Origin of the sequence: Ancylobacter pratisalsi (assembly GCF_010669125.1) — a bacterium.
Lineage (GTDB): Bacteria > Pseudomonadota > Alphaproteobacteria > Rhizobiales > Xanthobacteraceae > Ancylobacter > Ancylobacter pratisalsi.
The window spans coordinates 4,073,128-4,098,135 of the sequence record NZ_CP048630.1; the positions used below are offsets into that span (position 1 = coordinate 4,073,128).

At 65.5% G+C, this 25,008-nt stretch carries 20 protein-coding genes; 8 read left to right on the top strand and 12 right to left on the bottom strand.

What is annotated here, in order from left to right; all coding sequences use genetic code 11:
- Window positions 1-142: 142 nt before the first annotated feature.
- Window positions 143-2,365 carry a TonB-dependent hemoglobin/transferrin/lactoferrin family receptor gene (locus G3A50_RS18990; RefSeq protein ID WP_163076699.1) on the top strand — a complete coding sequence of 741 codons (2,223 nt, stop codon included), beginning with the start codon at window positions 143-145 and terminating at the stop codon, window positions 2,363-2,365.
- Window positions 2,366-2,400: 35 nt separating this feature from the next.
- A complete protein-coding gene (locus G3A50_RS18995) occupies window positions 2,401-2,982 on the top strand; it encodes a biliverdin-producing heme oxygenase (protein ID WP_163077859.1) in 582 nt (193 codons plus the stop codon).
- A gap of 457 nt (window positions 2,983-3,439) precedes the next feature.
- Here the strand turns inward: G3A50_RS18995 and G3A50_RS19000 are convergent, their stop codons facing one another.
- The 10 genes from G3A50_RS19000 to G3A50_RS19045 form a co-directional block, all read right to left on the bottom strand.
- Entirely contained in the window at window positions 3,440-4,204 is a 765-nt protein-coding gene (locus G3A50_RS19000; RefSeq protein ID WP_163076700.1) for a heme ABC transporter ATP-binding protein, read from the bottom strand.
- Window positions 4,205-4,209: 5 nt separating this feature from the next.
- The gene (locus tag G3A50_RS19005; RefSeq protein WP_163076701.1) at window positions 4,210-5,325 is read right to left on the bottom strand and encodes a FecCD family ABC transporter permease; all 1,116 of its coding nucleotides are present in this window, start codon (window positions 5,323-5,325) and stop codon (window positions 4,210-4,212) included.
- Complete coding sequence (locus tag G3A50_RS19010; protein ID WP_163076702.1) at window positions 5,298-6,248, bottom strand: heme/hemin ABC transporter substrate-binding protein; 951 nt, start codon at window positions 6,246-6,248, stop codon at window positions 5,298-5,300. The genes G3A50_RS19005 and G3A50_RS19010 overlap by 28 nt, the downstream gene beginning before the upstream one ends.
- A gap of 252 nt (window positions 6,249-6,500) precedes the next feature.
- A complete protein-coding gene (locus G3A50_RS19015; protein ID WP_163076703.1) occupies window positions 6,501-7,277 on the bottom strand; it encodes an ABC transporter permease in 777 nt (258 codons plus the stop codon).
- Window positions 7,274-8,068, bottom strand: a complete 795-nt coding sequence (locus G3A50_RS19020) for an ABC transporter ATP-binding protein (RefSeq protein WP_163076704.1) — start codon at window positions 8,066-8,068, stop codon at window positions 7,274-7,276. The genes G3A50_RS19015 and G3A50_RS19020 overlap by 4 nt, the downstream gene beginning before the upstream one ends.
- 71 nt (window positions 8,069-8,139) lie before the next feature.
- Window positions 8,140-9,159 (bottom strand): ABC transporter substrate-binding protein, encoded by a 1,020-nt coding sequence (locus tag G3A50_RS19025; RefSeq protein WP_163076705.1) that lies wholly within the window; start codon window positions 9,157-9,159, stop codon window positions 8,140-8,142.
- Between the two features lie 225 nt (window positions 9,160-9,384).
- A complete protein-coding gene (gene ggt / locus G3A50_RS19030; protein WP_163076706.1) occupies window positions 9,385-10,977 on the bottom strand; it encodes a gamma-glutamyltransferase in 1,593 nt (530 codons plus the stop codon).
- 31 nt (window positions 10,978-11,008) lie between these two features.
- Window positions 11,009-12,178, bottom strand: coding sequence for a M20 aminoacylase family protein (locus G3A50_RS19035; RefSeq protein WP_163076707.1), 1,170 nt, complete (start codon window positions 12,176-12,178; stop codon window positions 11,009-11,011).
- 128 nt (window positions 12,179-12,306) lie between these two features.
- A complete protein-coding gene (locus G3A50_RS19040) occupies window positions 12,307-13,272 on the bottom strand; it encodes an NAD-dependent epimerase/dehydratase family protein (protein WP_163076708.1) in 966 nt (321 codons plus the stop codon).
- Window positions 13,269-14,165: a polysaccharide deacetylase family protein gene (locus tag G3A50_RS19045; RefSeq protein ID WP_163076709.1), complete on the bottom strand. Its 897-nt coding sequence runs from the start codon at window positions 14,163-14,165 to the stop codon at window positions 13,269-13,271. The genes G3A50_RS19040 and G3A50_RS19045 overlap by 4 nt, the downstream gene beginning before the upstream one ends.
- A gap of 107 nt (window positions 14,166-14,272) precedes the next feature.
- Between G3A50_RS19045 and G3A50_RS19050 the strand changes: the two genes are divergently transcribed.
- On the top strand, window positions 14,273-15,724 hold the full coding sequence (locus G3A50_RS19050) for a 4-hydroxyphenylacetate 3-hydroxylase family protein (RefSeq protein WP_163076710.1): 1,452 nt from the start codon (window positions 14,273-14,275) through the stop codon (window positions 15,722-15,724).
- A 76-nt stretch (window positions 15,725-15,800) separates the two neighbouring features.
- On the opposite strand, the gene G3A50_RS19055 is transcribed toward G3A50_RS19050, so the two are convergent.
- A complete protein-coding gene (locus tag G3A50_RS19055; protein ID WP_163076711.1) occupies window positions 15,801-16,331 on the bottom strand; it encodes a MarR family winged helix-turn-helix transcriptional regulator in 531 nt (176 codons plus the stop codon).
- Window positions 16,332-16,492: 161 nt separating this feature from the next.
- Between G3A50_RS19055 and G3A50_RS19060 the strand changes: the two genes are divergently transcribed.
- The 4 genes from G3A50_RS19060 to G3A50_RS22875 all read left to right on the top strand — a co-directional run bounded on the left by G3A50_RS19060 (window position 16,493) and on the right by G3A50_RS22875 (window position 22,074).
- A complete protein-coding gene (locus tag G3A50_RS19060) occupies window positions 16,493-17,989 on the top strand; it encodes a 4-hydroxyphenylacetate 3-hydroxylase family protein (protein ID WP_163076712.1) in 1,497 nt (498 codons plus the stop codon).
- 22 nt (window positions 17,990-18,011) lie between these two features.
- Entirely contained in the window at window positions 18,012-19,007 is a 996-nt protein-coding gene (locus G3A50_RS19065) for a succinylglutamate desuccinylase/aspartoacylase family protein (RefSeq protein ID WP_163076713.1), read from the top strand.
- Between the two features lie 240 nt (window positions 19,008-19,247).
- Window positions 19,248-20,111, top strand: coding sequence for an ABC transporter substrate-binding protein (locus G3A50_RS19070; RefSeq protein ID WP_163076714.1), 864 nt, complete (start codon window positions 19,248-19,250; stop codon window positions 20,109-20,111).
- Between the two features lie 136 nt (window positions 20,112-20,247).
- Entirely contained in the window at window positions 20,248-22,074 is a 1,827-nt protein-coding gene (locus G3A50_RS22875) for an amino acid ABC transporter permease/ATP-binding protein (protein ID WP_281355825.1), read from the top strand.
- Window positions 22,075-22,125: 51 nt separating this feature from the next.
- On the opposite strand, the gene G3A50_RS19080 is transcribed toward G3A50_RS22875, so the two are convergent.
- Window positions 22,126-22,716: a helix-turn-helix domain-containing protein gene (locus G3A50_RS19080; protein ID WP_163076715.1), complete on the bottom strand. Its 591-nt coding sequence runs from the start codon at window positions 22,714-22,716 to the stop codon at window positions 22,126-22,128.
- Window positions 22,717-22,941: 225 nt separating this feature from the next.
- Here G3A50_RS19080 and G3A50_RS19085 point away from each other — a divergent pair, with 225 nt between their 5' ends.
- Window positions 22,942-24,999, top strand: coding sequence for a hydantoinase/oxoprolinase family protein (locus G3A50_RS19085; RefSeq protein WP_246251887.1), 2,058 nt, complete (start codon window positions 22,942-22,944; stop codon window positions 24,997-24,999).
- The last annotated feature ends 9 nt before the right edge of the window (window positions 25,000-25,008 follow it).

The following is a 25,008-nucleotide window of genomic DNA, read 5'->3' on the forward strand; positions in this document are numbered from 1 at the left end:
ATACTTAAAGAACATAACGTTTGACTCATTTTTTAACAAAATTTACTCCACCTCATAGGTGGATGTAATGTCCCGTTCGAGTTCGGGCGACGCGACGTTCATTCCCTACAAGACTGTTCTGCCTTCTGTCAGGGGATGATTGATGGACCGCGTAGTCCGCCGCTCGTTTGGGTATTCCTTTTCATCGTGTGCCCGTGGAATCGGGGGCGGCATTTCGTTGCTGGCGCTGGCGGCCGCGACGCCGGCCTTGGCTCAGGAAACGGGCGTCACCGCTGGGTCGACGGCGGCGGTCGTGGTGACCGACGAGGTCGTCGAGCTGGATCCGATCACCGTGGTCGCGACACGGACGCAGGAAAACTGGATCGATACCCTCGCTGCCGTGAGCGTCGTGCGCCCGAGCGAAATTGAGATGATGATGCCCACGCGCACGGAGGATCTTTTCCGTGGCATGCCCGGCGTCACCGCGATCCAGAACGGCAATTCGCCTCAGACGGCGATCAACATCCGCGGCCTGCAGGATTTCGGTCGGGTTGCCGTGTTCGTGGATGGTGCCCGGCAGAACTTCACCCAGCTCGGGCATGGCAACGGTGCCGGAACCTTCTTTCTCGAGCCGGGATTGATCGCCGATGTCGACGTGGTGCGCGGGCCGGTGTCGAACATCTACGGTTCGGGGGCGATCGGTGGCGTGGTGACGATGCGCACCAAGGACGCCAATGACATCATGAAGCCGAATGAAACCTGGGGCGTCGAGGCCGATGGTGAGTTCGCCGGCAATGGGCCAATGGGTTACGGCTCCCTGCTAGGTGCGGCCAGGGTGGGTGAGAATGTCGACCTCTTTGTCGGCGGAACCTATCGCAACCAGGGCAACTACAAGGACGGCAACGGGGAAGAGGTTGCCTATACGGGGTACGAGACCTGGACCGGTATCGCCAAGGCTACCATTCGCCCGGCGGACTTCCATGAGCTGAAATTCGAGGTCATGAACTATGAGAGCCAGTTCACCACCGGAAGTTCCGCCTCTTCGACCGCCACGCAATATGCAACCGATGTGACGAACACCACAGCGACAGCGAGCTGGAGCTACTCGAATCCCGACGACAATCTGTTCGACTGGCGCTCCAGCGTCTACTGGAACCGCGTGGACGAGGATCAGGTGAAGGTTGCAGGAAGTTCCAGCCTGATCACCGGCGATATCGGCGATCCCCGGAGCTTCGTGGTCGACACCGTCGGCTTCGACGCCAATAATACCAGCCGCTTCACCTGGGGGGCGGTGGAGAACGCCATCACCTATGGTGGCGACTATTTCCACGATGACGTTGATAACACTGACGCCTACGGGTTCGGCGAGGGCTACAATCCCTCGGGCGAGCGGGGCGTGGGCGGTGCCTTCGTGCAGTGGAAGGCCAACTATTCGACGTGGCTCGAGGCGGTCGCCGCGCTGCGCTACGACGCTTATTCGCTCAGCTCCGACGATGGCGGCACCAGCGGTGACCGCCTCTCGCCCAAGTTCACACTCGGCGTTACCCCTGTCGAATGGCTGACAATCTACGGCACCTATGCGGAGGGCTATCGCGCGCCAAGTGTTACCGAGGCGCTGGTGGCGGGCCAGCATCCGGCTTTCTTCAGCGGCGGCCTCGCGCCCTTCACCTTCCTGCCGAACCCGGGTCTTGAAGCGGAAACCGGAAAGAACAAGGAAGTCGGCGTCAATATCCGGAAGGACGACCTTTTTGTCACTGGTGATCGGCTACGTATCAAGGCGAATTATTACCAGAACGATGTCGAGAACTATATCGAGCTGGTGACCTATGGCGATCCTGCCTGCATCTATTCGGTGCGTGGTCGCTGCTTCGCCTATAATGACTACTCACTAGCCCAGTATCAGAATGTCGATGAAGCGCGGCTGCGTGGATTCGAATTCGAGGGTACGTATGATGCGGGCGCGTGGTTCCTGGGCCTGCAGGGCCAGGCGATGACCGGCGAGGTGACGGCCGGGCCGGACGAGGGGCAGCCGCTCTCCACCGTGCCGCCGGACCAGATCACAACGACGCTCGGCTTCCGGTTCTTCGAAGGCAAACTTACCGTCGCCGCACGCTGGACCGCAGTCGCGGCTGTGACGGCCGCCGACCTGCCGACCAATTCAGTCTACGACCCGACCGACAGCTTCAACCTCGTCAGCCTCTACGCCGGCTACCAGCCGAACGAGAACACGCTTGTTCGGCTGTCAGTCGAGAATCTGCTCGACGAGCAGTACACCCAGTACCAGAACTTTCTTCCGAGCGCGGGGCTGACGATCAAGGCCGGACTTACGGTTCGTTTCGGCGGCGGACAGGTCGCGCAAGCCTCGCCCGATCTCATTACCAAGTAGGCCCGCGGCGTCGAAGAGCACAAGCAGGACAGATGATGACGATTATTACTGACGCCGAGCCGCAGACGCGGGCCAAGCGGCTTCGCGCGGCCACCAACGCCCTCCATGAGCGTGTCGACCACGCCGTGATGGCTGCGAAGCCCTTCGCTACCAAGGAAAGCTATGTCCGGTTCCTGCGCTTTCAATATCGGCTACACCGTCATGTCGAACCGCTTTATGCGGATCCCTCGATGCAGATCCTGCTTCCCGATCTGTCGTCTCGCTCGCGTCTTGCGGCCCTGGAGCAGGACTTTGCGGATCTCGGGCTGTCCTTGCCGGAGGCGGCATTCGGGCCCGAGCTTCCAAAGGCCGAGGCGTTGGGCTGGCTGTATGTTGTGGAGGGCTCCAACATGGGCGCGGCGTTTCTTGCCAAGGATGCCGCCCGGATCGGCTTCTCCGACACTTTCGGCGCGCGCCATCTGGCCGGGCATGCCGAGGGGAGAGGTCTGCACTGGCGTCGTTTCACCACCGCGCTCGATACTGTCGACCTTACCGAGGAGGAGGACAAGCGGGCGCAGGCTGCCGCCGCCTTGGCATTCGAGCACGTCTACCGCCTTGTCGAGCAGGAACTCCGCTAGTCCGAGTGGACGCATCGGTCCGGGTGGCGGCCTGAGAAAGCCCTGGGTATCCTCGATGCGGCTTTTGGACGTCCCACCGACTTGGAGGGCGGCGACGTCCACCAGGACGGCGAATCGGGAACTGTTCCACGCGTTGACGCCATTCAAGGCGACGCTTCCGCGACGAGGGGCCAAGGTCCGCCACAGCTGGCCGTTTCCCGTGCTCCTTTCGCCGGACCTGGCGGCTCCATCGGCAACCACAACGACGCACCCATTCGGGGTCGTGCTGCCGTAGAGATCGGTGGTGGGATAGGCGCCGGGGACGCTGTAGGTTCTGACGGCCTTGAACGTGGTCACCTTCTGCTCGCCAATCATCCATGATGAGCTTGTGCCGGTTTCATCCGTTCAGGGCGCTCCGCCCGCTTTCTCCGCCTTGGACAGGCCCCGCGCGGTCCCGAGTGAGCTTCCGTGCAAGGGATCAGTCCACGATCGATTGTGGTAGCAGGAATGGCGTTTCCGGTGCCCAGCTGACACGGGCCGGAACGCCGTACAATGTGCCGATCGCCGCGTCAGTGAGGATTTCTTTCGGTGTTCCGCAGGCGACGACATGTCCGTTTTTCAGGGCCGTGATGTGGTCCGCTGCCATGGCCGCGAGGTTAAGGTCGTGGAGGACGGCGAGTATTCCGATGCCGCGCTCGGCGGCAAGCCGGCGCATCAGGCGAACGACGAGAACCTGCTGGGCGAGGTCAAGACTGGCGGTTGGCTCATCGAGCAGTAGATAGCCGGCGCTCCGACCTCGATCGAGTTGAGCCAGTGCGCGCGCGAGCTGGACCCGCTGGCGCTCTCCGCCCGAGAGCCGGTCGTAGGGGCGCTGCTCGAATCCCGAAAGTTCGACCTCCTTCAGTGCCCGCGCGACGGGTGCGGAACCGATGCGGTCGCTCCCCGCGCCGATCGCCACGACTTCGGCGACTGTGAAGGGAAAAGCAATCTGCGCATGCTGGGGCACCACCGCGCGGAGCATGGCGAGACGTGCCGGTGGCAGGGTCGAAATGTCTGCGCCGTCCAGCAGGACGTGCCCGCTTTGGGGGCGAAGCTCGCCCGCCATGACTTTCAGAAGCGTGGACTTGCCTGCCCCGTTGGGACCAATGAGGACAGAGACACGGCCAGGCGTGATTGCCGCGCCCGCATCGGTTAGCAGGGCACGTCCTCCCAGCCGAAATGTGATGCCGTGGGCGCGGTACATTGTGCCTAACCGAACAGAGCGCCGCGGCGGCGCATCAGGAGGCCGATGAAGAACGGTGCGCCAAGCGCCGCGGTGACGACGCCCAGCGGAAGTTCGGCCGGGCTGGCAATAGTGCGCGCTATGACATCCGCGCCAAGCAGGAGCGCACCACCAAGGAGGGCGGTTGCGGGAAGGAGCGTTCGATGTGCGGGGCCGAGCGCCAGTCGGACGAGATGGGGAACGACGAGGCCGATAAAGCCGATCACGCCAGCCACCGCGACCGCTGCCCCCGCGCCCGCCGCGATGCCGGCAATGGCCACGCGCTTCGTGCGCTGAACATCCACGCCGACGTGAAAGGCTTCGGCCTCGCCGAGCGCCAAGGCGTCGAGCGGGCGGCCGAGACGGGAAGCGATGAGCGCGAGGAACAACATGAAGGGCAATGCGGCCAGCACCTTGCGCCACGTCGCCCCACCAAGGCTGCCAAACGACCAGAAGGTGAAGTCGCGCAGTTGCTGATCCGAGGCCATGAAGATCATGATCCCCGTGCCGGCGGATGCCAGCGCTCCGATTGCAATGCCGGCAAACAGCATGGTCGGCACGGACGTACGACCTTGATACGTGGCGATGAGATAAAGCGTCACGGTAGCGAAGAGCGCACCAAGGAATGAGACGAGGGGCAGTCCCGCATCCGCCAGCATCGGCGGTAGCAGGTCGGCGACATGCGCGCCGAGCACGATCCATATGACAGCGGCCAGCGCGGCTCCATTTGAAACGCCGATCAGGCCGGGATCGGCCAGCGGATTGCGAAAAATGCCCTGCATCACGGCACCGGCCGTCGCGATCCCGCTACCAACAAGCAGCCCCAGTAGCGTGCGCGGCAGGCGGATGTCGAGAACGATCACGGTCTCGCGCAGCGCCGCGCCACTCGCTGACCGCTGGCCGACAAGCGCATCCAGCAGGATAGTCACCACCTGCCTTGGCGGCACCCTGACGGGGCCTATCGCCAGCGATGCCAAGCAGGCGACGACAAGAAGCGTGGCGCACAGGGCCATGCCCAACGCGGCGCGGGTCAGGCGAGGTTTCGTAGCTGTCCCGTGATGCAAGGCGGTCTCGCTCACGGGACGTCCTGGTCGTTGGTCCATGGATGGGCCGGGAGGGTGGGGAAATCGTGCTCGGGATAGATGAGTGTCGCGAGGTGTCGCGCGGCCTGCGGCGTGCGCGGGCCGAAATTGAGAAGGTACCCACCATCAATGCGATAGAGACGCCCATTTGCGATCGCCTGCGTGCCGGCAAAGGCCGGCATCTGCGCGACGGCCGCGTCGGTAAGTCCATGACCCCGATCCTTCATGAGGATGATCGCTGAAGGATCGGCTGCGAGAACGGCCTCGTCCACGGCGGGCTTGTAGCCGGACATTGCCTTCATCGCATTGTCGACCCCGGCAAGCGCCAACATGGCATCGGCGCCTGTGCCGGAGCCGGCGACAATCGGTGTGGTGCCGGCGGCCGACAGCACAAAGGTCGCGGTGCGGCGAGCGGTGATCGTCTCCCTCATGGCGGCAACAGCCAGAAAGTCGCGCTTCACGGCTTCCGCGAGTGCCTCCCCACGTTCGGAGGTGCCCATCAGCGTCGCAACGGTTTGGATGTTCGCGATCACACCCTTTGCGTCGCGGGCTTCGGCAATGGTTTCGAATGGAATGGACGCGCCCTTGAGCACCGCGACGGCGTCGGGCGGGCCGGCGCCTTCCTGCGCGATGATGAGATCCGGTCCGACCGAGAGAACGCCTTCCGGTGAAAGCGCGCGGATGTAGCCCACATTGGGCCGCTCGGCGACTGCCTCGGGCGGGTAGGTGCTGGATGTGTCGACCGCGATGACGCGGTCTCCAAGACCCAGCGCGAACAGGATCTCCGTGACGGATCCTCCAATGGCGACGACGCGCCGTGCTTCACTCGCCGTTGAATGAGCAGCCTCCTCCGCTTGCAACTGCGAAAATGGGGCGATCGTGACGGCAAGGAGCGCGACCAGGGAAAGGAGCGTAGTGCGCGATCCGGGGGTGGGTCTCGACATGGATGATCTTCTGCATGGGTGAGCCGAAGGCGTGCGGGGAGCACTTCATTCGCCTATGCAGATATCGCCTGTCATGACCTAATTGAAATGAAATTCAGTTTCATTCATTAGATTGGAATTAGTGAAATTAAGTAATCGGCTCTTTGAATAAAGTCGTGGCGGTTGTTCGGCGGTGCGGCTGTCGTTTCTCAACTGATGTCGACGGCACTGATTGCGATGTCGTGCAGGGGCGAGGTGCCCGTCTTTGGCGAGCTAACGCACCAGTTCGCCGCGGAATGCCCAGCGTGTCATGCGTTTTTCGATGAGTGCGCACGCGGCGTAGACGCCGATGCCCATAATGGCGATGGCGAAAAGACCGGCAAAGGTGGTGGCGGAATCATTGCGCGCGCTGGCGGAGAGCATAAGAAATCCGATGCCGCGATTGCCGCCCACGGTTTCCGACAGCACAGAGCCAACGAAGGCCAGGGTGGCTGCGACTTTCAGGCTGGCAAAGAGGTAAGGCATGGCGCGGGGGATGCCGACCTTCATCAGGATCTCGCGATTGCTGGCGCCAAGAGAGCGCATCAAATCGCGCATCTCCGGCTCGATGGTGGCAAGCCCGGTGGCGACATTCACCACGATTGGGAAAAATGAGATGACGAAGGCGGTGATGATCGCCGGCAGCGCGCCGATGCCGACCCAGATCATGAGGATCGGGACGATGGCGACCTTCGGAATGGCGTTGAAGGCAATCAGCAAAGGGTAAAGCCCGGAATAGACGAAGGGCGAAGCGCCGATGGCGAGGCCGAGCAGCAGGCCAAAGCCTATGGCGAGGAAAAAGCCGATCAGCGTCGTCCACAGCGTCTCCATGCAGAAACGCAGCAACAGGTCCCAGCGCTGGATGATGACCTCTACGACGCGGGTTGGCCGCGGAGCCACGATCTCGGGCACGTCGAAGGCGATGCAGGCCACCTGCCACATGATCAGCAGGACAAGCAGGGCGAGCCAGGGCATGGCGAAGCGCAGATAGCGCTGCTGAAGCGCGGTCATTCGGCGTGCTCCAGTTGAATGCGCTCGCGTAGTTCGTGAACAATGTCAACGAATGCGGGTGTGAAGGTTGTCTCCAGCGTGCGTGGACGCGGGAGGTCGACCGTTCGGACTTTCACGATCCGACCCGGACGTTTGCTCATCACGTAGACGGTGTCGGCGAGATAGACAGCCTCGCGCAGGTCATGGGTGACAAGCACAGCGGTAAAGCGACGCTCCAGCCAGAGCTGCTGCATGATTCCCCACAGCTCCTCGCGGGTGAACGCATCCAGAGCGCCGAAGGGCTCATCGAGCATCAGAATCTGGGGTTCATGAATCAGCGCGCGGCAGACATTCGAGCGTTGCTGCATGCCTCCCGACAGCTGCCAGGGATATTTGTCACCGAAGCCGCCAAGGCCAACGGAGGCGAGCAGGGCATCCGCGCGGGCGACATACTCCGCACGGTTGGCGCGCAGGCGGCCCTTGTGAGGCTGGACCACCTCCAGTGGCAGCATGATATTGTCGCGCGTGGTCCGCCACGGCATCAATGTGGCATTCTGGAAGGCCATGCCGACGCCCTTGATCGGGCCGGTAACGCGCTGACCGCGCACGCTGATTTCGCCACTGGTGGGGGGCAGAAGGCCCGTAACCAGTTTCATCAGCGTGGACTTGCCGCAACCTGACGGTCCGACCACGGCGACGAATTCGCCATCCGCGATGCTGATCGTCGCGTCACCGAGCGCGACCATGCGCTCGCTGCCCTCACCATAGGCAAGACTGACATTCTTCAGTTCGACAAGGGGAGTTGAAGGCATGCGGGCTTGGGTCTCACGCAAAGGGGGCGGCGCCCGTGGGGCGAAGGTCACTCAGGGCGCCGCGGCATTTCTCAGGGGGCGACCATGCGGTCTTCCTTGGGGGGGAGATAGTAATTGGTGAACACCTTCTCGGGCTCCGGCGCGTTCGGCAGGCCGAAGGCGTCGGCGACGTCCTTCACCGAGCGGGCGAAACGCTCGGGATCCACGTCGCCCATGCCGTGCTCTTTCACATAGGGCGTCAGCACATTCATCTTGAGCGACATGTTGAGGCGCTCGGTTTCGAGCGCATCATCGATGAGCGGGTCCCGCGCCTTGGCCGCCGCGACGCCGATCGAGGGATCGGCCGCCACTTCCTTCCAGGCCTTGGCAGTTGCGCGCAGGAAGCCCTTCACCACTTCCGGTTTCTCCGCCATCTCCGGCGACACGATGATGCCATTGCCATAAACGTCCATGCCGGCATCGCTGTAGGTGAAGGCGACGATGTCCTCCTCCTTCACTCCTCGCGCCTTGAGATCGAGGATGGACGAGAAGTAGTGGCCGGAGATGAAATCGACCGTGCCCTGAACCAGCGACTGCTCGCGTAGTTGAGGGGAAAGGTTGACGTGCTCCACGCTCGCCGGATCGATGCCGACCTTCTTGGCGTAGGCGGGGAAGAGGCGGAAGGAGGCATCGAACACCGGTGCGCCCAGCTTCTTGCCTACAAGATCCGTCGGCTTGGCTATGCCCGATTTCTTCAGCGCATAGACGCCGAAGGGCGGGTAATCATAGGCCATGAAGACGCACAGGATCTCCTTGCCGGGGTTCTTGGCGTTGTATTCGATCAACGCGTTGACGTCGGCGAAGCCGATATCGTAAGCGCCGGAGGCCACCCGCTGCACCGCGCCGGCGGAACCCTGGCCCGGGTCCATCGACACATCCAGACCCTCGTCCTTGTAGTAGCCCTTCTCCAGGGCCACCAGGAAGGGCGAGGTCGGGCCCTGAAAGACCCAGTCGAGGGTGAACTTCACCGGCGTGTCGGCGTGGGCGCCGGCGGTTGCGGCGAGGGCGATGAGGGCGGCGAGGCCGGTCGTTCCTGCAAGTCGCGCCGCCATGCCGGACCGCCCCATTGGCCGTGAACGGTGTCCGCTTGGTCGTAAACGGGCAGCGAGGCGGCGGAACAGACTGGTCATGGCGGTCATCTCCCGACAATAGGACGCGCAATATGGCCTCATGCGACGGCTTGGGCGCAATGGGGCACACGAGGTCCCGGCGCATGCAAGACCGCCGCCAAGCCTTGCGTGGCGCCGCGTTGCGCGTTGAATTGACAGTGTTTTTCGTCAGTAGCCGAGGGCGCAGCCATCCTTGCGCGGGTCGGACGCGCCGGTCAGGACGCCGGTGTTCCAGTCGATCCGGATGGCCTGAGCACCGCCGATGGGGCGGGCGGGGCGCACGATGCGATGGCCAAGGGCGGCGAGGCCGCGCTGGATGTCCTCCGGCATGCTGGCTTCCACCTCCAGCGCGTCGGTGCCGAAGAGGGGGGAGGCGCGGGGGAGGTCGATCGCGCTCTGCATATCGAGCCCGTAGTCGAGAATGCGGGCAAGGAAATAGGCCTGACCGAGCGCCTGGTACTGGCCGCCCATGACGCCGAAACAGTGCTCGATGCGGCCCTCGCGCGTGGTCAGACCGGGGATGATGGTGTGCAGCGGACGCTTGCCGCCGGCGATGGCGTTGGGGTGTAAGTCCTTGAGCGAAAAGCCTTGTGCGCGGTTGTTCAACAGCACGCCCGAGCGCGGGGCGACGAGACCGCTTCCGAATGGGGTGAAGATGGAGTTGATGAAACTCGCCACGTTGCGGTCCTTGTCGACCACGGCGATGTAGACCGTGTCGTCATGGCTCGGCAGGTCGACGACCGGCAGTTCCTCAAGACGCTTGTCGGCGCGGATCATGCCGGCCAGCTGGGCGGCCAGCGTATCGGAGAGCAATTCGCGGAGCGGTATTTGGGAATGGTCCGGATCGCTCAGGACGGCGTCGCGGACCGAGTAGGCGAGGCGGGCCGCCTCCATCTCGAAATGCACACGCTCCACAGTGAGTGGTGAGGAGTCTGTGGTGGCGCGTGAGAGTATATTCAGGAGCATGAGTGCGATGACGCCCTGCCCATTTGGTGGGCACTCATGCACCGTCACATCGCGGAACGGGGCGGAGATCGGCGTGACGTAGGCGCCCCGCGTGGCGGCGAAATCCTCCAGCGTGTGGAGGCCGCCCAGACCCTGAAGATAGCCGACGATGTCCTGTGCGACGGCGCCGCGATAGAAGCCGTCCGGTCCGTCCTCGGCGATGCGTTCCAGCGTGGCGGCGAGTTTGGGCTGCTGGTGCAGGGTGCCCGGATGGGGGGCATGGCCGCCGGGCAGGAAAATACGCGCGGCGTTGGCGTCCTTTTCCAAGAGGGCGGACTGCTCGCGCCAGTCGAGGCCGACGCGGGGGGCGACCGCGTAGCCCTCGCGGGCCAGCGCGATGGCGGGCTGCAGCAACTCGCCGAGCGAACGGGTGCCGTGGTCTTGCGTCAGCCGGGCCCAGGCTTCCACCGCGCCGGGCACGGTGACGGCATGGGCGGACTGGCGCTCGATGGCGGTGATGCCGTGATCGGCGAAATAGGCGGTACTGGCCGCGGCCGGGGCGCGGCCGGAACCGTTATAGGCCACGATGTCATCGGTGCCGCCGCGCGAATAGAGCACGAAGCAGTCGCCCCCGAGCCCGGTGGAGCCCGGCTCGACGACACCCTGCACCGCGCAGGCCGCGATGGCCGCGTCCATGGCGTTGCCGCCGGCCTGAAGCACGTTCAGCGCTATGAGGCTGGCGAGCGGGTGCGAGGTGGCCGCCATGCCGTGCGTGGCCATGACCAGCGAGCGACCCGGCGTCTCGAAATCTCTCATCACAGCAGCCTCCGTCACCAATGAGCGGGCTTCACGCGGCCCCGGGCGCGAGAATCCGTTCCACGAGTCGTACCCAGTAGCTGGCCCCGACGGGAAGAAGCGCATCGTTGAAATCGTAACCCGAGCTGTGGAGCGCCGGACCCGGACCGCTGCCGAGCCAGAGGTAGGCGCCCGGCTTCTGCTCCAGCAGATAGGCGAAATCCTCCGAGACCATGGAGGAAGCGGGGTCGGAAAGGATGTGGTCCGCACCCATCGCCGCGCCGGCGGCCTCCAACGCGAGGGCGACCTCGCCGGCGCTGTTCACGGTCGCGGGGTAGCGCCGGTCGTACCAGAGCGTGGCGGTGGCGCCGTGAATGGCGGCAACGCCCTCGGTGATGGCCTTCATGCGGGCCTCGATCAGGTCGCGCAGGGCGGGCGTGAAGGTGCGTACCGTGCCACGCAGCACCACCTCGTCCGGGATGATGTTCCAGGCGTCGCCGCCATGGACCTGGGTGATGCTGACGACGCCCGATTCCAGCGGGTCGAGGGTGCGGCTGGCAATGGTCTGGAGCGCGCCGATCAATTCACCGGCGGCAGCAATGGGGTCGATGCCGAGATGGGGCATGGCGGCGTGGGCGGCGCTGCCCCTCACCGTGATCTCGAACACGTCCGAGGAGGCCAGCATCGGCCCCGGCTTGCCGGCGAAGGTGCCGAACTGCTGTCCCGGCCAGTTGTGAAGGCCGAAAACGCGCTCCATGGGGAAACGGGCGAACAGGCCCTCCTCGACCATCACCTTGCCGCCGCCCGCCATTTCTTCGGCCGGCTGGAAGATGAAATGAACCGTGCCGGCGAAATCGGGATTTTCGGCGAGATGGCGCGCGGCGCCGAGCAGCATGGTCATGTGCCCGTCATGGCCGCAGGCGTGCATCTTGCCGGGAAGGGTGGAGCGGTAGGGCAGGTTTGTCGCCTCGACGATGTCGAGCGCGTCCATGTCGGCCCGCAGCCCGATGGCGGGGCCGTCGCCGGCCCGGCCCTTCAGCGTCGCCACGATGCCGGTCTTCGCGATCCCGCTTTCGAAGGGGATGCCGAAGGAGGCGAGCTTCTCGGCGACGAAGGACGCTGTCCAGTTTTCCTCGAAGGCGGTTTCGGGATGGCTGTGCAGGGCGTGCCGCCACTGTTTCATCGTGGGAAGAGCGTCGGCGATGGCGTCAACCAGCGGCATGGACGGTGTCCTGTAACAGGGGGCGGATGAGGTGGCGCGGCTCGGCCGGGAACGGGTGTGGGTCGAGAGCTTTCCGTTTCGACGTGTTGTCTTCACGCCAACCGGAAGGCGCTCCGGTGGAGATCGCCCTAGCGCGTATCTTGTGCGTGAGGATCTGGCGCAGACGTGCCGGCACCGGCAGCGCGAGCCAGATCCGCCAGGGCGGCCGCGATGTCGATGCTCGGCACATAGCCGAGCAGCGCCTGTGCCCGGGTGATGTCGAGCGGGCCAACCCGCCCGTCATCGTCGCAGCCGCGATCGGCGATGACGGTGATGTCGGCATCCGGCATGCCGGCGGCCAGGATGCGCACGATGGCCTCCTCGGACAGATAGGTCCCGCCGGTGATGTTGATCGGGGTGAAGCCGGGATGCTCGGTTTCGACCGCGCGGCATACCGCCTCGACGGCGTCATCGATATGGATGAACTGGCGCATGTTCGAGCGCTCATCGGTGACGGTCAGCGGCGCACGGCGACCGAGCGCGTCGAGGGTCTGCGAGATGAGATAGGGCGTCACCCGGCCCGGCCCGAAGACGGAGGACACCCTGAGGGCCAGCGTCGAGATGGCGTGGCTCTCCCCATAGCAGCGCAGCACCGCCTCGGCGGCGAGCTTGGAAGCGCCATAGGCATCGCTGGGACCAAGCGCGGCGCTTTCCGACACCGGCGCGCGGCTCGGGGCAGGGGCGTAGACCGCGTTTGAGGACAGGAACACCAGTCGCGGCACCCCGGCGCGGCGCATCGCCTCGACGAGGTTCAGCGTGCCCGCGACGTTGACGTCGAACATCAAGGCGGGGTCGTCGATGGCGAGCATTGTGCCCGAAATGGCGCCGGCATGGACCACGATGTCGGGCGCGAGATCGGCGATATGGGCGATGACACCGGCGCGCTCGCGCAGATCGAGCGCGGCGACCTCCTCGCTGCCGTGGAGATCGCTGGCGCTGACCTCATAGCCCTCGCCTGCCAGCCGGGCGGCGACGGCGCGCCCGATGAAGCCGCTGCCCCCGGTGACGTGGACGCGGGGCCGGGACGGGGCCGCGCCCATGCGCATCGACATCATGGCGCGGGATGCACGCTGCGCCAGTGCGCGGCGATTTCCGCGCCGGTGGCGATCCAGACGTCGGGATGGCTGGCGACATGGTCGAGGAAGCGCATCAGGCCGGTGATGCGGCCGGGGCGGCCGATGAGCCGGTCATGGATGGCGAGCGACATCAGGCGCGGCGTGTGGGCGCCCTCGGCATAAAGCACGTCGAAGCAGTCGCACATGTAGCGGGCGAAATCGTCGCCGGTGCTGAAGCCGCTGTTTTCGTTGAAGCGGTTGTCGTTGGTCTCGAACGAGTAGGGCACGACGAGATGCGGGCGGCCCTCGACGGTCAGCCAGTAGGGCAGCTCGTCATTGAGCGAGTCGCGGTCATAGGCGAAACCGCCATGTTCGACGAGAAGGCGGCGCGTGTTCTGGCCCGGCCGGCCGGTCATCCAGCCCGTGGGGCGCACGCCGGTGACGGCTTCCAGCGTCTCGACGGCGCGGCGGATATGCGCGCGCTCGATCTCCTCGGGCACCAGCTGGTAGTCGATCCAGCGATAGCCATGGGAGACCAGCTCGTGGCCGTCAGTGACGAAGGCGCGGGTGAGGGCGGGATTGGCCTCGGCGGCCTTGGCGACCGCGAGCAGACACACCTTGATGCCGCGCTCGCGGAACAGGCGCAGCAGGCGCCATCCACCCACGCGCGAGCCATATTCGAACACGCTCTCGACCAGCGGGCTGCGGCGTCCCTCGATGGAGGGCTGGCCGATGTCGTTCAGCATGCCTTCCGAGCAGCCATCCCCTTCGAGAATCGAACGCTCGCCGCCGCCTTCGAAATTGAGATTGATGTTGAGCGCGAGACGCGCCCCGTTCGGCCAGTTGGCGTGGGGCGGGTGCTCGCCATAACCCACGAAATCGCGGTCGGACATGACGTTCTCTTGGCTGGGACGGTGGGGCAGGTGGGCGTGCAAGTGACTTGCATGGTATGCAAAGAGCGTGTTAGCTGCAAGATGTTTCGCGGAACGGGGACCTCGATATGCGCGTGCGCGATGGAGCGGAATACCGCAGCGGTCTGAATGATGGCCGCCGGGTGCTGATCGACGGTGAGCCGGTCGCCGACGTCACCACCCACCCCGCCTTTCGCAACGCCGTGGCCTCCTTCGCCCGTTTCTACGACCTGCAGGCCGACCCGGCCAACCGGGAACGGCTGACATTCGAGGTTGGCGGGGCGCGGGTCCACAAGGCGTGGTCGATTCCGCGCAGCCATGCCGAATTGGTGGACCGGCGCCGCGCCATCGCGGAGTCGGCCGCGCTGCATTGCGGCTTCCTCGGGCGCTCGCCGGACCATCTGGCGACGACGCTGACCGGGATGATGATCGGCCTTCCGGTGATGGCCGGCTTCGATGCGGCGCGGGCGGAGGCTTTCGCGGCCTATTTCGAGCAGGTGCGCGCCCGCGATCTGTTCGTGACCTATGTCATTCAGAACCCGCAGGCCGACAAGACGCGCGCGGCCTCCGAGCAGGCGCGCGACGTGGTGGCGCATGTGGTGTCGCAGGACCGCGAGGGGATCGTGGTGTCCGGCGCGAAGATGCTGGGCACTTCGGCGGTCATGGCGGACGAGATTTTCGTCGGCACGATCCAGCCGGTGCGGCCCGGCGAGGAGCGTTACGCACTGAGCTTCGCGGTGCCGGTGAACCATCCCGGCGTGCGACTGCTGTCGCGGCGCTCCTATGAGCAGGGCGCGACGTCGGGCTACGACTACCCGCTCTCCAGCCATTTCGACGAAAACGACGCGGTGCTGTTCTTCGACGAGGTGCGGGTGCCTTGGGAACGGGTGTTCGTGTGCGGAAACGTGGCGGCGGCGGCGGCGCAGTGGCACGGCACGCCCGCCCATGTGATGCAGAACTACCAGTCGCAGATACGGCTGATGGTGAAGATGCGGTTCCTGACCGGGCTCGCGCGCCGCATCGTCGAGATCAACGGCACGATCGAGGTTCCCCAGGTCCGGGGCATGCTCGGCAAGCTGGCGGCGCAGGCCTCGCTGGTGGAAGGGCTGGTGGCCGGCATGGAGGCCGAGGGGCGCATGATCGGCGACTATTACGTGCCGAGCGCCCATCTGCTCTATGCCGCGCAAACGCTGACCCAGGAACTCTACCCACTGTTCGTGATGGCGATCCGCGATCTCGCGGGCGGCGGCGTGATCATGCTGCCGTCATCGGTGGCGGACATGACCAGCCTCCACACCCGCGACTATGTCGAGGCGACGCAGGTGTCCTCCATCGTCGACGCCGAAGAGCGGGTGCGCACGATGAAGCTGGCCTGGGACGCGCTCGGTTCGGAATATGCCTCCCGGCATACGCAGTACGAGATGTTCTACGGCGGCGCGTCCTATGTGAACCACGCGCACATGCTGCGCACCTTCGACTGGGAGGCCGCGCGCGCCCTGGTCGCCGGCGTGCTGCCGCCGCCGCTGGCCATGCCGCGCTAGGTCCTGCCCGGTAAAGGCATGAAGCGGCGGGCGCTCGCATTGTCGCCCCGGTCAATCCTGTGGCGAGCCGCTTGCCTCAGCGCCCGGGCTGTCCTCCCGCGAGCGCTTCATTGAGCGCGTCGTCGCAGGAACCCAGCAGGCCATGGGTCACCCGGCTGATCGACTTGAGATCGCGCCCGCCAAGTGTCTGAAACAAAATGTCATTTACCCGGACCTGCAGCGGCGCGATGTCGTTGAGCGCTGTCAGGGCCTGCTGGGTGAGAACCAGATTGACCCGGCGCCGGTCCACCGGATCGCCACGCTTCTCCAGCAGGCCGAGCGTATCGAGCCGGCGCGTCTCGGTGACGATGAAGGGCACGCTTACGCGCAGGCGATCGGCAAGGTCGGTCACGGTGACGTCGCCGCCCATCTGAGAGAGCGTCATGAGGATGTTGTACTGCGGTGGAGTGAGGCCCATTGCCCGCGCGATCGCTTCGCGTATCTCCTGCAGCCGGCCGGCAAAGTCGACAAGTTCGCGGATCATTTCCCGAAAGACGTAGTCGCTTCCCTCGCTGAGCAGCGCGGGACGGGACGTGGTCAGCGGCCGTGGCTGGTCTTTCTCACCCATTCGGAGTCCTCATTCTGTCGTCCTGATGCCCCGAATTTGATTACCGGATGCCGCGTCGCTCGCAAAGTCTGTTGAATTCATTATGTTCGTGAACGCACTGACTAATTGACAAACCTAAGTAACTTATCATTATCATGGGCCGGTAGCGGAGATGCAGCCCCATGTCACACAAGACAGCCGAAGACCACCTGCGCAGCCTGGACGACGGGAGGCGTGTCTTTATCGATGGAGAGCGGGTCGAGAAGGTCACCGAGCATCCCGCGTTTCGCAACGCGGCGCGCTCGGTCGCCGGGCTCTATGACTTCCAGAAGCGGCCGGAACAGCTTGAGAAAATGACGTTCGACGCCGGTGGCGGGCGGCGTGTCAGCCGGTCCTGGGAGCTGCCGACGAGCTATGACGAGCTGGTGCGGCGGCGCGAGGCGCTGGTGAGCTGGGCCGAGCTGCACCATGGCTTCATGGGACGCTCGCCCGACCATGTCGCCTCAACGATTTCGGCGATGTATATGGGCGTTGATGTCTTCGAGGCCCATCAAGGCGGCCGGCCCGATGCGGTACGGGACTATTACGCCCATGCCCGCGACAACGATCTCTACATCTCCTACGTGATCATCGACCCGCAGGGCGACCGCTCCAAGGCGACCAGCGCGGAAGGAAATGCCGATCTGGCGGTGGCCATCGTCGACGAGGATGCCGGCGGCATCACCGTGCGCGGCTCGAAGATGCTGGGCACCGGGGCGGTGCTCTCCAACGAAATTCTGGTGACCACGCTGCGCCCGCTGAAGGCGGACGAAGCGCGCTACGCCTTTACCGCGGCGGTGCCGCTGAACCTTGCCGGCATGTCGCTGCTCTCGCGGCGCTCCTATGAGGGGGCGGCGTCTTCTTCCTTCGACTATCCGCTGGCCAGCCGGTTCGACGAAAACGACGCGCTGCTGTTCTTCGACGACGTGAAGATTCCGTGGGACCGCATCTTCGTGCACCGCGATCCCACCTGCCAGCTTGCCCAATGGCACGACACGCCGGCGCATGCCTACCAGAACTACCAGGCCGAGATCCGGCTGCTGGTGAAGCTGCGCTTCCTCGTCGGGCTGGCGCGCAAGATCACCGAGACCATCGGCACGTATCATTTCCCGCAGGTGCGCGAGACGCTGGGCGAACTGGCCGGCCATGTCGGCATGATCGAGGCTTTCGTGCACGGCATGGAGGCCAAGGGGCGGCATCGCGGGCGCTATTTCCTGCCCGATGCCGGGCTGGTCTATGCCGCGCAGGTGCAGTCCCAGCTGCTCTATCCGAAGATCATTCACTTCCTGCGCGAGCTGTCGGGTGGAGGCATGCTGATGCTGCCTTCCACGGTCGAGGATTTCGCTCACCCCGAAATCGGCCCCATGATCGCGCGCACCCAGTATTCGCCCCATCTCAGCTCCGAGGAGCGGGTGAAGCTGTTCAAGCTGGCCTGGGACGCGGTGGGTTCGGAATTCGCCTCGCGCCACACCCAGTACGAGATGTTCTATTCCGGCCCCCGGACCGTGACCACGGGGATGGCGTTCCGGACCTTCGACTGGGAGCAGGCGACCGGCGCGGTCGACACCATGCTTGCCAGCTACCCCACGCCCGACATCGCCCCCGCGCAACCGTCCGCCCCCGTTCGGCGTGCCGGCTGACGAGCGATCTACCGAGGAACTTATGGACGATCTCACTCTCGAAGGTTTCACCGTCGCCCCCGGCCAGCGCCTGAAGGCGCGGGTGCCCGCGCTCGAACTGGCCGACGGCACCGTGATCAGCCTGCCGCTGATCCTGATCAACGGCGTCCGCCCCGGCCCGCGCATCTATATCGGCGCCGGCATTCATGGCGACGAGGTGAACAGCGTCGCGCTGGTGACACGGGCGCTCGCGACCATCGACCCGGCCCAGCTGGCGGGCAGCGTCGTCTGCGTGCCGGTGCAGCAGCCGCTGGCGCTGCAGGCCGATCATCGCCTGCCGCTGGCGCAGTATCTGAAGTCCCCGCTCGACCAGGTGCCGGCCGATGCCTGGACCTGCTTTCCCGGCGACGCCAATGGCAACATCGCGCAGGTGATCGCGGCGAAGCTGTTCGGCATGATCACGCAATGCGATGTCGCGCTCGACGTGCACACGCCAACGCGCGGGGGCAAGTACGTGCCCATCGCCATCCTGCCGCACCACGGCATGGGCGCGCACGCCAAGCGCGCCGAGGAACTGGCGCACCTGCTGGCGACCGGCTGGATCGTGCGCGGCGAGCGCGGCATGTATGTCAGCGAGGGCATACTCTGCGTCGAGGCGACCCGTGCGGGCGTGCCCTGTTTCACGTTCGAGATCGGCGAGGGCGGGCGGCTCGACATGGACTTTGTCGAAACCGGCACGCAGTGCGTGCTGAACCTGCTGCGCGGCCTCGACATGATCCCCGGCGTGCGCGTGGAGCCGGCAGTCACGCATGTCATGCGCGATTTCGTGGGAATCCGCGCCAGCCATGGCGGCGTGCTGGTGACCGAGGTCAAGCTCGGGCAGGCCGTAAGCCGCGGGCAGCGGCTCTGCCGCATATTCGACGTGTTTGGCGATCTGGCTGAAGAGGTACTGGCGCCGGTCGACGGGCTGTTCGTGCGGGCGACGACGCTCGGGACGGTGTCGCGCGGGGAACGCGTGGCGACTCTCGGCGTGCTGTGACGGCCCTGGGGGCCGCGTGATGGCGGGTGGCGCTGTTCTGGGCAGCGCCTCCCGATTTGCCTTTCCCCTGTGCAGGGGTCGGGTGTCAGGGAGCGGAAATGCCCCGGACGGGTGTGTGCGATCGTTGGCATAGGAATTGCTGACATTGATCATCATGCAAGAAAAATTGCATGCGATTTAAATCGATTGCCAATTCAAGGCCGGCGGTTCGAGCCGTGGCCGCACACCCAGGAGACGGAAATGAGCGTTCGCCTTTCCCTTGCTGCCGCCGCGACATTCGCGGCGGGGCTGCTGGTTGCCAGCAGTGCCTTTGCGGCCGACCCTGCCTGCGAGCCGGACAAGGTCGCCACCAAGTACCCCTCGCTCGCCGGCAAGACGGTGACATTCGGCGCCGATCCGCAGACGCCGCCTTATGTGGCGCGCGACGGCATGGACATGAACAAGCTCAGCGGCATCGCGGTCGACATGGCCAAGGCGGTGATGGACTGCGCCGGCGTGAAGTATGAATTCACCCTCGGGGCGTGGTCGGGAATCCTGCCGGCGGTAAGCTCGGGCCAGATCGATGCGATGTGGGATGACCTCTACTACAAGCCCGACCGCGCCAAGAACGTGGACTATGTGATGTACATGGGCGCGGGCACCGGCGTGCTGGTTCCCGATGGCAACCCGAAGAAGCTGGAGAGCCTTGCCGACTTCTGCGGCAAGACCGTCGCCTATGGCGTCGGCTCGATCGAGGAAGCGGCGACGCTGAAGCAGCAGGAAACCTGCAAGGCCGAAGGCAAGGAGCCGATCACCACCATGCCGTTCCAGGATCTCGCGGCGGGCCTGCGCCTGCTGGAGAGCGGGCGCACCGACGCGATGATGTGGGACCTCGGCTATATCGACTTCATGGCCAAGAGCAATCCGGGCAAGTTCACCCGCGCCTTCGGCATCGTCTCCGGCTTCCAGATCGGCGTCGGCGTCGGCAAGGGCAAGGATGATCTGGTCAAGGCGATCTATGACGGCATCCGCGTCATCCAGGCCGACGGGACCCAGAAGAAGATCTTCGCCAAGTACAACACCGATCCCTCGCTGGAAATTCCGGCCGAGATCCGTACCAAGTGACGTGACGGTCTGAGCCGATACGGCATCGTGCCATGCCGGAACGGAGACCCGTTCCGGCATGTGCTCGTCTTGAGCCTGACCGGACGGTGCCGGGCCGGCCCGGTTTCCGTCGGTCGGCTGCAACGGAGACTTCCCTATGACACGATCTGCCAGGATGGCTGCCCGCAGGACCCGCGCGCTCAGGCTGATTGCGGGCGTGAGCGTGCTGGTCGTGGCCGGCGCGGGCGTGGCCCTCGCCCAGGCGCAGGGGCAGTCTATCCAGGACATGGCGAGCGGCCTGATGGTGCGCGACCCCTATGCCGAGATGGCGTTCGGCTGGTTCTGGGAGTTCCTCAACTATTGCCGCTCCAGCTTCCTGTGGGCGGGGGCCTGGGTGGCGGTGCAGATTACCGCGATCTCGATGACGCTCGGGCTGCTGCTCGGGCTGGTGCTGGCGCTGATGCGTCTTTCCTCGCAGAAGCTGGTGAACGGGGCCGCCTGGCTCTACATCTTCTTCACCCGTGGCACGCCGCAGCTTCTGCAGCTCGTGTTCATCTTCAACGCGCTGCCGTTCATCGGGCTGCGCTTCGACAGCTTCACCACGGCGGTGGTCGGCTTTTCGCTGAACCAGGCCGCGTTCAGCGCCGAGATCATTCGCGGCGGCATCCTGTCAGTGAACCGCAACCAGTCGGTCGCGGCGAGTTCGCTGGGCATGGGGCCGTTCCTCACCCTGCGCCGGATCATCCTGCCGCAGGCGATGCGCGCGATCCTGCCGGGGATCGGCAACGACACGATCAGCATGCTGAAGCTGACCTCGATCGCCTCGATCGTGTTCGTCAACGAACTGACCTTCCGCTCGCAGCAGATCGTCGGCCAGAACAACAAGTTCTTCACCGTCTTCGCCGCGACCTCGGTGATCTACCTCCTCATGGTGAGCGTGATCTCGGTGGCGCAGGCCTTTGCGGAACGGCGCTTCGACCTGGAGAAGGACACCCGCTCCAATGCCGGCGCGATGAACCGCATGCTCGGCTTCCGGCTCAGCCGCGAGGAGGCGGTGCCGGATGCGGGCGCTCTCGCCGCTGCCGGGGAGCTGGAGGGCGCGGACAGCACCTCGCACGACAGCGCGGCCGAAGCGGCGGCTGCGGCGGCGAGCGATTCCGACGACCTGTTCCGGACCATCGTCAACGCCGATGCCGACCCGGTGCCGCGCGGCGAGCCGCTGGTGGTGTGCCACAACGTCCAGAAGGACTACGGCGCCAACAAGGTGCTGCGCGGCGTCGACCTGACGGTGAAACGCGGCGAGGTGGTTGTGCTTCTGGGGCCGAGCGGCTCGGGCAAGAGCACGTTCCTGCGCACCATCAACCATCTCGAGCCGGTGGACTGGGGCACCATCACGGTCGGGGGCGACTATGTCGGCTATGAGCCCGGACCGGGCGGCCAGCCGCGCCCCACCGGGCGGCTGGCACGGGCGCGCGCGCGGGCCCGCATTTCGATGGTGTTCCAGCACTTCAACCTGTTCAACCACCTGACGGCGCTGGAAAACGTGATGGAAGCTCCGGTACGGGTGTTCGGCGTGCCGGCGTCGCAGGCCCGCGAAACCGCGCTGCGCCTGCTGGCGGCGGTGGGGTTGCAGAACCACGCGAACCACCTGCCGCACCGGCTTTCCGGCGGGCAGCAGCAGCGGGTGGCGATCGCCCGCGCGCTGGCGACATCGCCGCGGGTGATGCTGTTCGACGAGCCGACCTCGGCGCTCGATCCGGAACTGGTCGGCGAGGTGCTTGGCGTCATGCGCAAGCTCGCCGATGCCGGCATGACCATGATCGTGGTGACCCACGAGATCCGCTTCGCCCGCGAGGTCGCGGACCGCGTGGTGTTCATGGATGCAGGCGTGGTGGTCGAGGAGGGGCCGCCGGAGATGGTGATCGACAATCCGAGCCAGGAGCGCACGCAGCGCTTCCTGCGCGCGGTCAATCACGGCGCCTGAGAGGCGGCCTTGCGGGGGCCCTGCCGGCCGAAGCCGACACGGCAGGGTTCCTCAGAAGGTCGGCGGGGTGTTGACCCAGATGACGCGGCAATTCTCGTTGCCGGAGGCGCGATAGCTGTGGATGCGGTCCGACTGGAAGAAGAAGCTGTAGCCGGTCTGCACCCGGTAGTGCTCGCCCTCGACGTGGAGTTCGAGTTCACCGGAAAGAATGTAGCCAACCTCTTCGCCCGCATGCTGGAACGGCCCGCACATCGGCCCATGCGCCGGCATTTCCAGAAGCAGCCCTTCGAGCTGGCGGTGTTCGGCGAAGGGGGTGAGGATCTCCGCGGTGCTGCCGTCGCCTTCCTCGGCCGCGCGGGTGTAACGCGGCCGGTTGTTGGGCCCGTAGATGGTGCAGATCTGCTCTTCCTTGGGGTCGATCAACGCCGCGACATTGACGTTGAGCGCCTTGGAAAGCCGGTGCAGCGTGCTCAGCGAGGGCACCACCAGCGCGTTCTCGATGCGCGAGAGCAGGCTCTCGGAGCAGCCGGCCATGGCGGCGAGGTCCTTGAGGCGGAGCCGGTGCAGCCGGCGCAGATAGCGCACGCGGGGGCCGACGGCGGCCACGCCTTGATCGACTTTGTCGGCTTCCGAATTGACCATTGCCGCCTTCAAACCTCTTGCCGCCAGATCTCGGCACGCTGCCGGATTTCGATCTGTTCGGCCTCGATTCCCGGCCGACCGAACAATTTTTCTAGCAGAACCAATTTCACTTGTGCACCGCGCAAGTCGCACAGGATCACTGAGGGTGATGCAAATGTAATTGATTAATATGCAACTCTTTTGCATAGAATGCATATGGGCTGGATGGAGTCAGGTAAAATGCGGATGTCGATCGACGTGGGCGGCACCTTCACCGACTTGATGGTGGATGCGCCCGGCAAGGCGGCGACGATGTTCAAGTCGCCGACGACCTATCCCGACCCGATCGGCGGCATTCTCGGCGCGATCGAGCTGGCGGCGCAGGCGCATGGGGTCACGGTCGCCGAACTGCTCGGCGCGACCGAGATCCTGTTCCATTCGACCACGCGCGCGATCAATGCCGTGGTCACGGGAAACGCCGCGTGCACGGCGCTGCTGGTGAGCGAGGGGCATCCCGACATCTTGCTGATCCGCGAGGGCGGGCGCACCGACCCGTTCAACTACCGGATCCCCTATCCCGCTCCCTATATCCCGCGCGCTCTGACATTCGAGGTGCCCGGCCGGATCTGGGCGGACGGGCGCATCCATGCCGCGCTGGACGAGGCGGCGGTGATCGCCACGCTCGCCGGGCTCAGGGACAGGAAGGTCGAGGCGGTCGCGGTCTCGCTGATCTGGTCGATCGTCAATCCGGTCCACGAGGAGCGGGTGGGGGAACTGCTGGAAGCGCACCTTCCCGGCGTGCCCTACACGCTGTCGCACCGGCTGAACCCGACCGTACGGGAATATCGCCGGACCTCGTCCTGTGCCATCGACGCCTCGCTGAAGCCGATCATGAGCGACTATCTGCGCACGCTCAAGGCGCGGCTGGAGGAGCGCGGGCTCTCCGGGCAGATCTTCGCCGTCACCTCCCAGGGCGGGCTGGTGGACGTGTCCGACCTGGCGGAGCGGCCCATTCTCGCACTGAATTCCGGGCCGGCCATGGCGCCGGTCGCCGGACGGCACTTCGCCGAGATCGAGGGCGCGCGCACCGCGATCGTCACCGATGCGGGCGGCACCACCTATGACGTCTCGCTCGTGCGTGACGGCACGCTGCCGTGGACGCGGGAGACGTGGCTGGGGCCAATCTACCAGGGCAACCTCACCGGATTTCCGTCCGTCGACGTGAAGAGCGTCGGCGCCGGCGGGGGCAGCATCGCCCGTGTCGACGCGGCGGGACTGCTGCATGTCGGCCCCGAGAGCGCGGGCTCGACGCCGGGTCCAGTGTGCTACGGGCGCGGGGGCACCCGGCCAACGGTGACGGATGCCGCCGTGGTGCTGGGCTATATCGACCCCGCCTTCTTCCTTGGCGGGCAGATGAGCCTTGGCCGGGACGCCGCGCGGGCGGCGATCGAGACGGAGGTGGCCGGGCCGCTGGGCATCGGCGTGGAGGAGGCGGCGCTGTCGATGCTCGACCTCGCCACCGAGAGCATGGTGCACGCGATCGAGGACATCACCGTCAAGCAGGGCATCGATCCCGAGGAGACGGTGATGATCGGCGGCGGCGGCGCGGCGGGCATCAACGCGGTGCTGATCGCGCGGCGGCTGCGCTGCGACACGGTGATCTTTCCCGATGTCGGCGCGGCGCTGAGCGCGGCGGGGGCGATGATGTCCGAACTGACCACCGAATTCGCCCGCACCGCCTTCATGAAGACCACGGCCTTCGACCGCGACAAGGCCAATGCACTGATCGCGGAGCTGACCGCGCAGGCGAAGGGCTTCTTCGCCAAGGCCGGACCGCACGCCCGCGACAAGCGGATCGACCTCTCCATAGAGGCGCGCTACCCGAGCCAGGTGTGGGAGATCGACGTGCCGCTGCGCGGGGCCTCGTTCGACGGCGAGGAGGACGTGGCGGGCCTTATCGCCGATTTCCATGCCCGCCATACCGAGCTGTTCTCGTTCCGCGACGATGGCGACGCGATCGAGGTGATGAGCTGGCGCGCGCTGGCACGCTGCCGTCTCTCGGATGCCACCTCGATCCGGCTGGCGCAGGAGCAGGCGGCGCAGGATTCCAGCCGCCGCCCGATGTATTTCCGCGAGACCGGGCTTATCGATGCCCCGGCCTACCGGCTGGAGCACATGGCGGAGGGCGAGGAGATCGCGGGCCCCGCCGTGGTCGACAGCAACTTCACCACCATCGTCGTGAACCCCGGAGCGAGGGCGGTGCGCCGGCCCGGCGGTCACCTCGTCGTGCGCAGCGCAGCTTGAGGAGAGCGG

Excerpts from the sequence above, each read along its gene's own strand:
- G3A50_RS18990 (WP_163076699.1), top strand. The coding sequence starts at position 143 with ATGGACCGCGTAGTCCGCCGCTCGTTTGGGTATTCCTTTTCATCGTGT.
- G3A50_RS18995 (WP_163077859.1), top strand. The coding sequence starts at position 2,401 with ATGACGATTATTACTGACGCCGAGCCGCAGACGCGGGCCAAGCGGCTT.
- G3A50_RS19000 (WP_163076700.1), bottom strand. The coding sequence starts at position 4,204 with ATGTACCGCGCCCACGGCATCACATTTCGGCTGGGAGGACGTGCCCTG.
- G3A50_RS19005 (WP_163076701.1), bottom strand. The coding sequence starts at position 5,325 with ATGGACCAACGACCAGGACGTCCCGTGAGCGAGACCGCCTTGCATCAC.
- G3A50_RS19010 (WP_163076702.1), bottom strand. The coding sequence starts at position 6,248 with ATGTCGAGACCCACCCCCGGATCGCGCACTACGCTCCTTTCCCTGGTC.
- G3A50_RS19015 (WP_163076703.1), bottom strand. The coding sequence starts at position 7,277 with ATGACCGCGCTTCAGCAGCGCTATCTGCGCTTCGCCATGCCCTGGCTC.
- G3A50_RS19020 (WP_163076704.1), bottom strand. The coding sequence starts at position 8,068 with ATGCCTTCAACTCCCCTTGTCGAACTGAAGAATGTCAGTCTTGCCTAT.
- G3A50_RS19025 (WP_163076705.1), bottom strand. The coding sequence starts at position 9,159 with ATGGCGGCGCGACTTGCAGGAACGACCGGCCTCGCCGCCCTCATCGCC.
- ggt (WP_163076706.1), bottom strand. The coding sequence starts at position 10,977 with ATGAGAGATTTCGAGACGCCGGGTCGCTCGCTGGTCATGGCCACGCAC.
- G3A50_RS19035 (WP_163076707.1), bottom strand. The coding sequence starts at position 12,178 with ATGCCGCTGGTTGACGCCATCGCCGACGCTCTTCCCACGATGAAACAG.
- G3A50_RS19040 (WP_163076708.1), bottom strand. The coding sequence starts at position 13,272 with ATGATGTCGATGCGCATGGGCGCGGCCCCGTCCCGGCCCCGCGTCCAC.
- G3A50_RS19045 (WP_163076709.1), bottom strand. The coding sequence starts at position 14,165 with ATGTCCGACCGCGATTTCGTGGGTTATGGCGAGCACCCGCCCCACGCC.
- G3A50_RS19050 (WP_163076710.1), top strand. The coding sequence starts at position 14,273 with ATGCGCGTGCGCGATGGAGCGGAATACCGCAGCGGTCTGAATGATGGC.
- G3A50_RS19055 (WP_163076711.1), bottom strand. The coding sequence starts at position 16,331 with ATGGGTGAGAAAGACCAGCCACGGCCGCTGACCACGTCCCGTCCCGCG.
- G3A50_RS19060 (WP_163076712.1), top strand. The coding sequence starts at position 16,493 with ATGTCACACAAGACAGCCGAAGACCACCTGCGCAGCCTGGACGACGGG.
- G3A50_RS19065 (WP_163076713.1), top strand. The coding sequence starts at position 18,012 with ATGGACGATCTCACTCTCGAAGGTTTCACCGTCGCCCCCGGCCAGCGC.
- G3A50_RS19070 (WP_163076714.1), top strand. The coding sequence starts at position 19,248 with ATGAGCGTTCGCCTTTCCCTTGCTGCCGCCGCGACATTCGCGGCGGGG.
- G3A50_RS22875 (WP_281355825.1), top strand. The coding sequence starts at position 20,248 with ATGACACGATCTGCCAGGATGGCTGCCCGCAGGACCCGCGCGCTCAGG.
- G3A50_RS19080 (WP_163076715.1), bottom strand. The coding sequence starts at position 22,716 with ATGGTCAATTCGGAAGCCGACAAAGTCGATCAAGGCGTGGCCGCCGTC.
- G3A50_RS19085 (WP_246251887.1), top strand. The coding sequence starts at position 22,942 with ATGTCGATCGACGTGGGCGGCACCTTCACCGACTTGATGGTGGATGCG.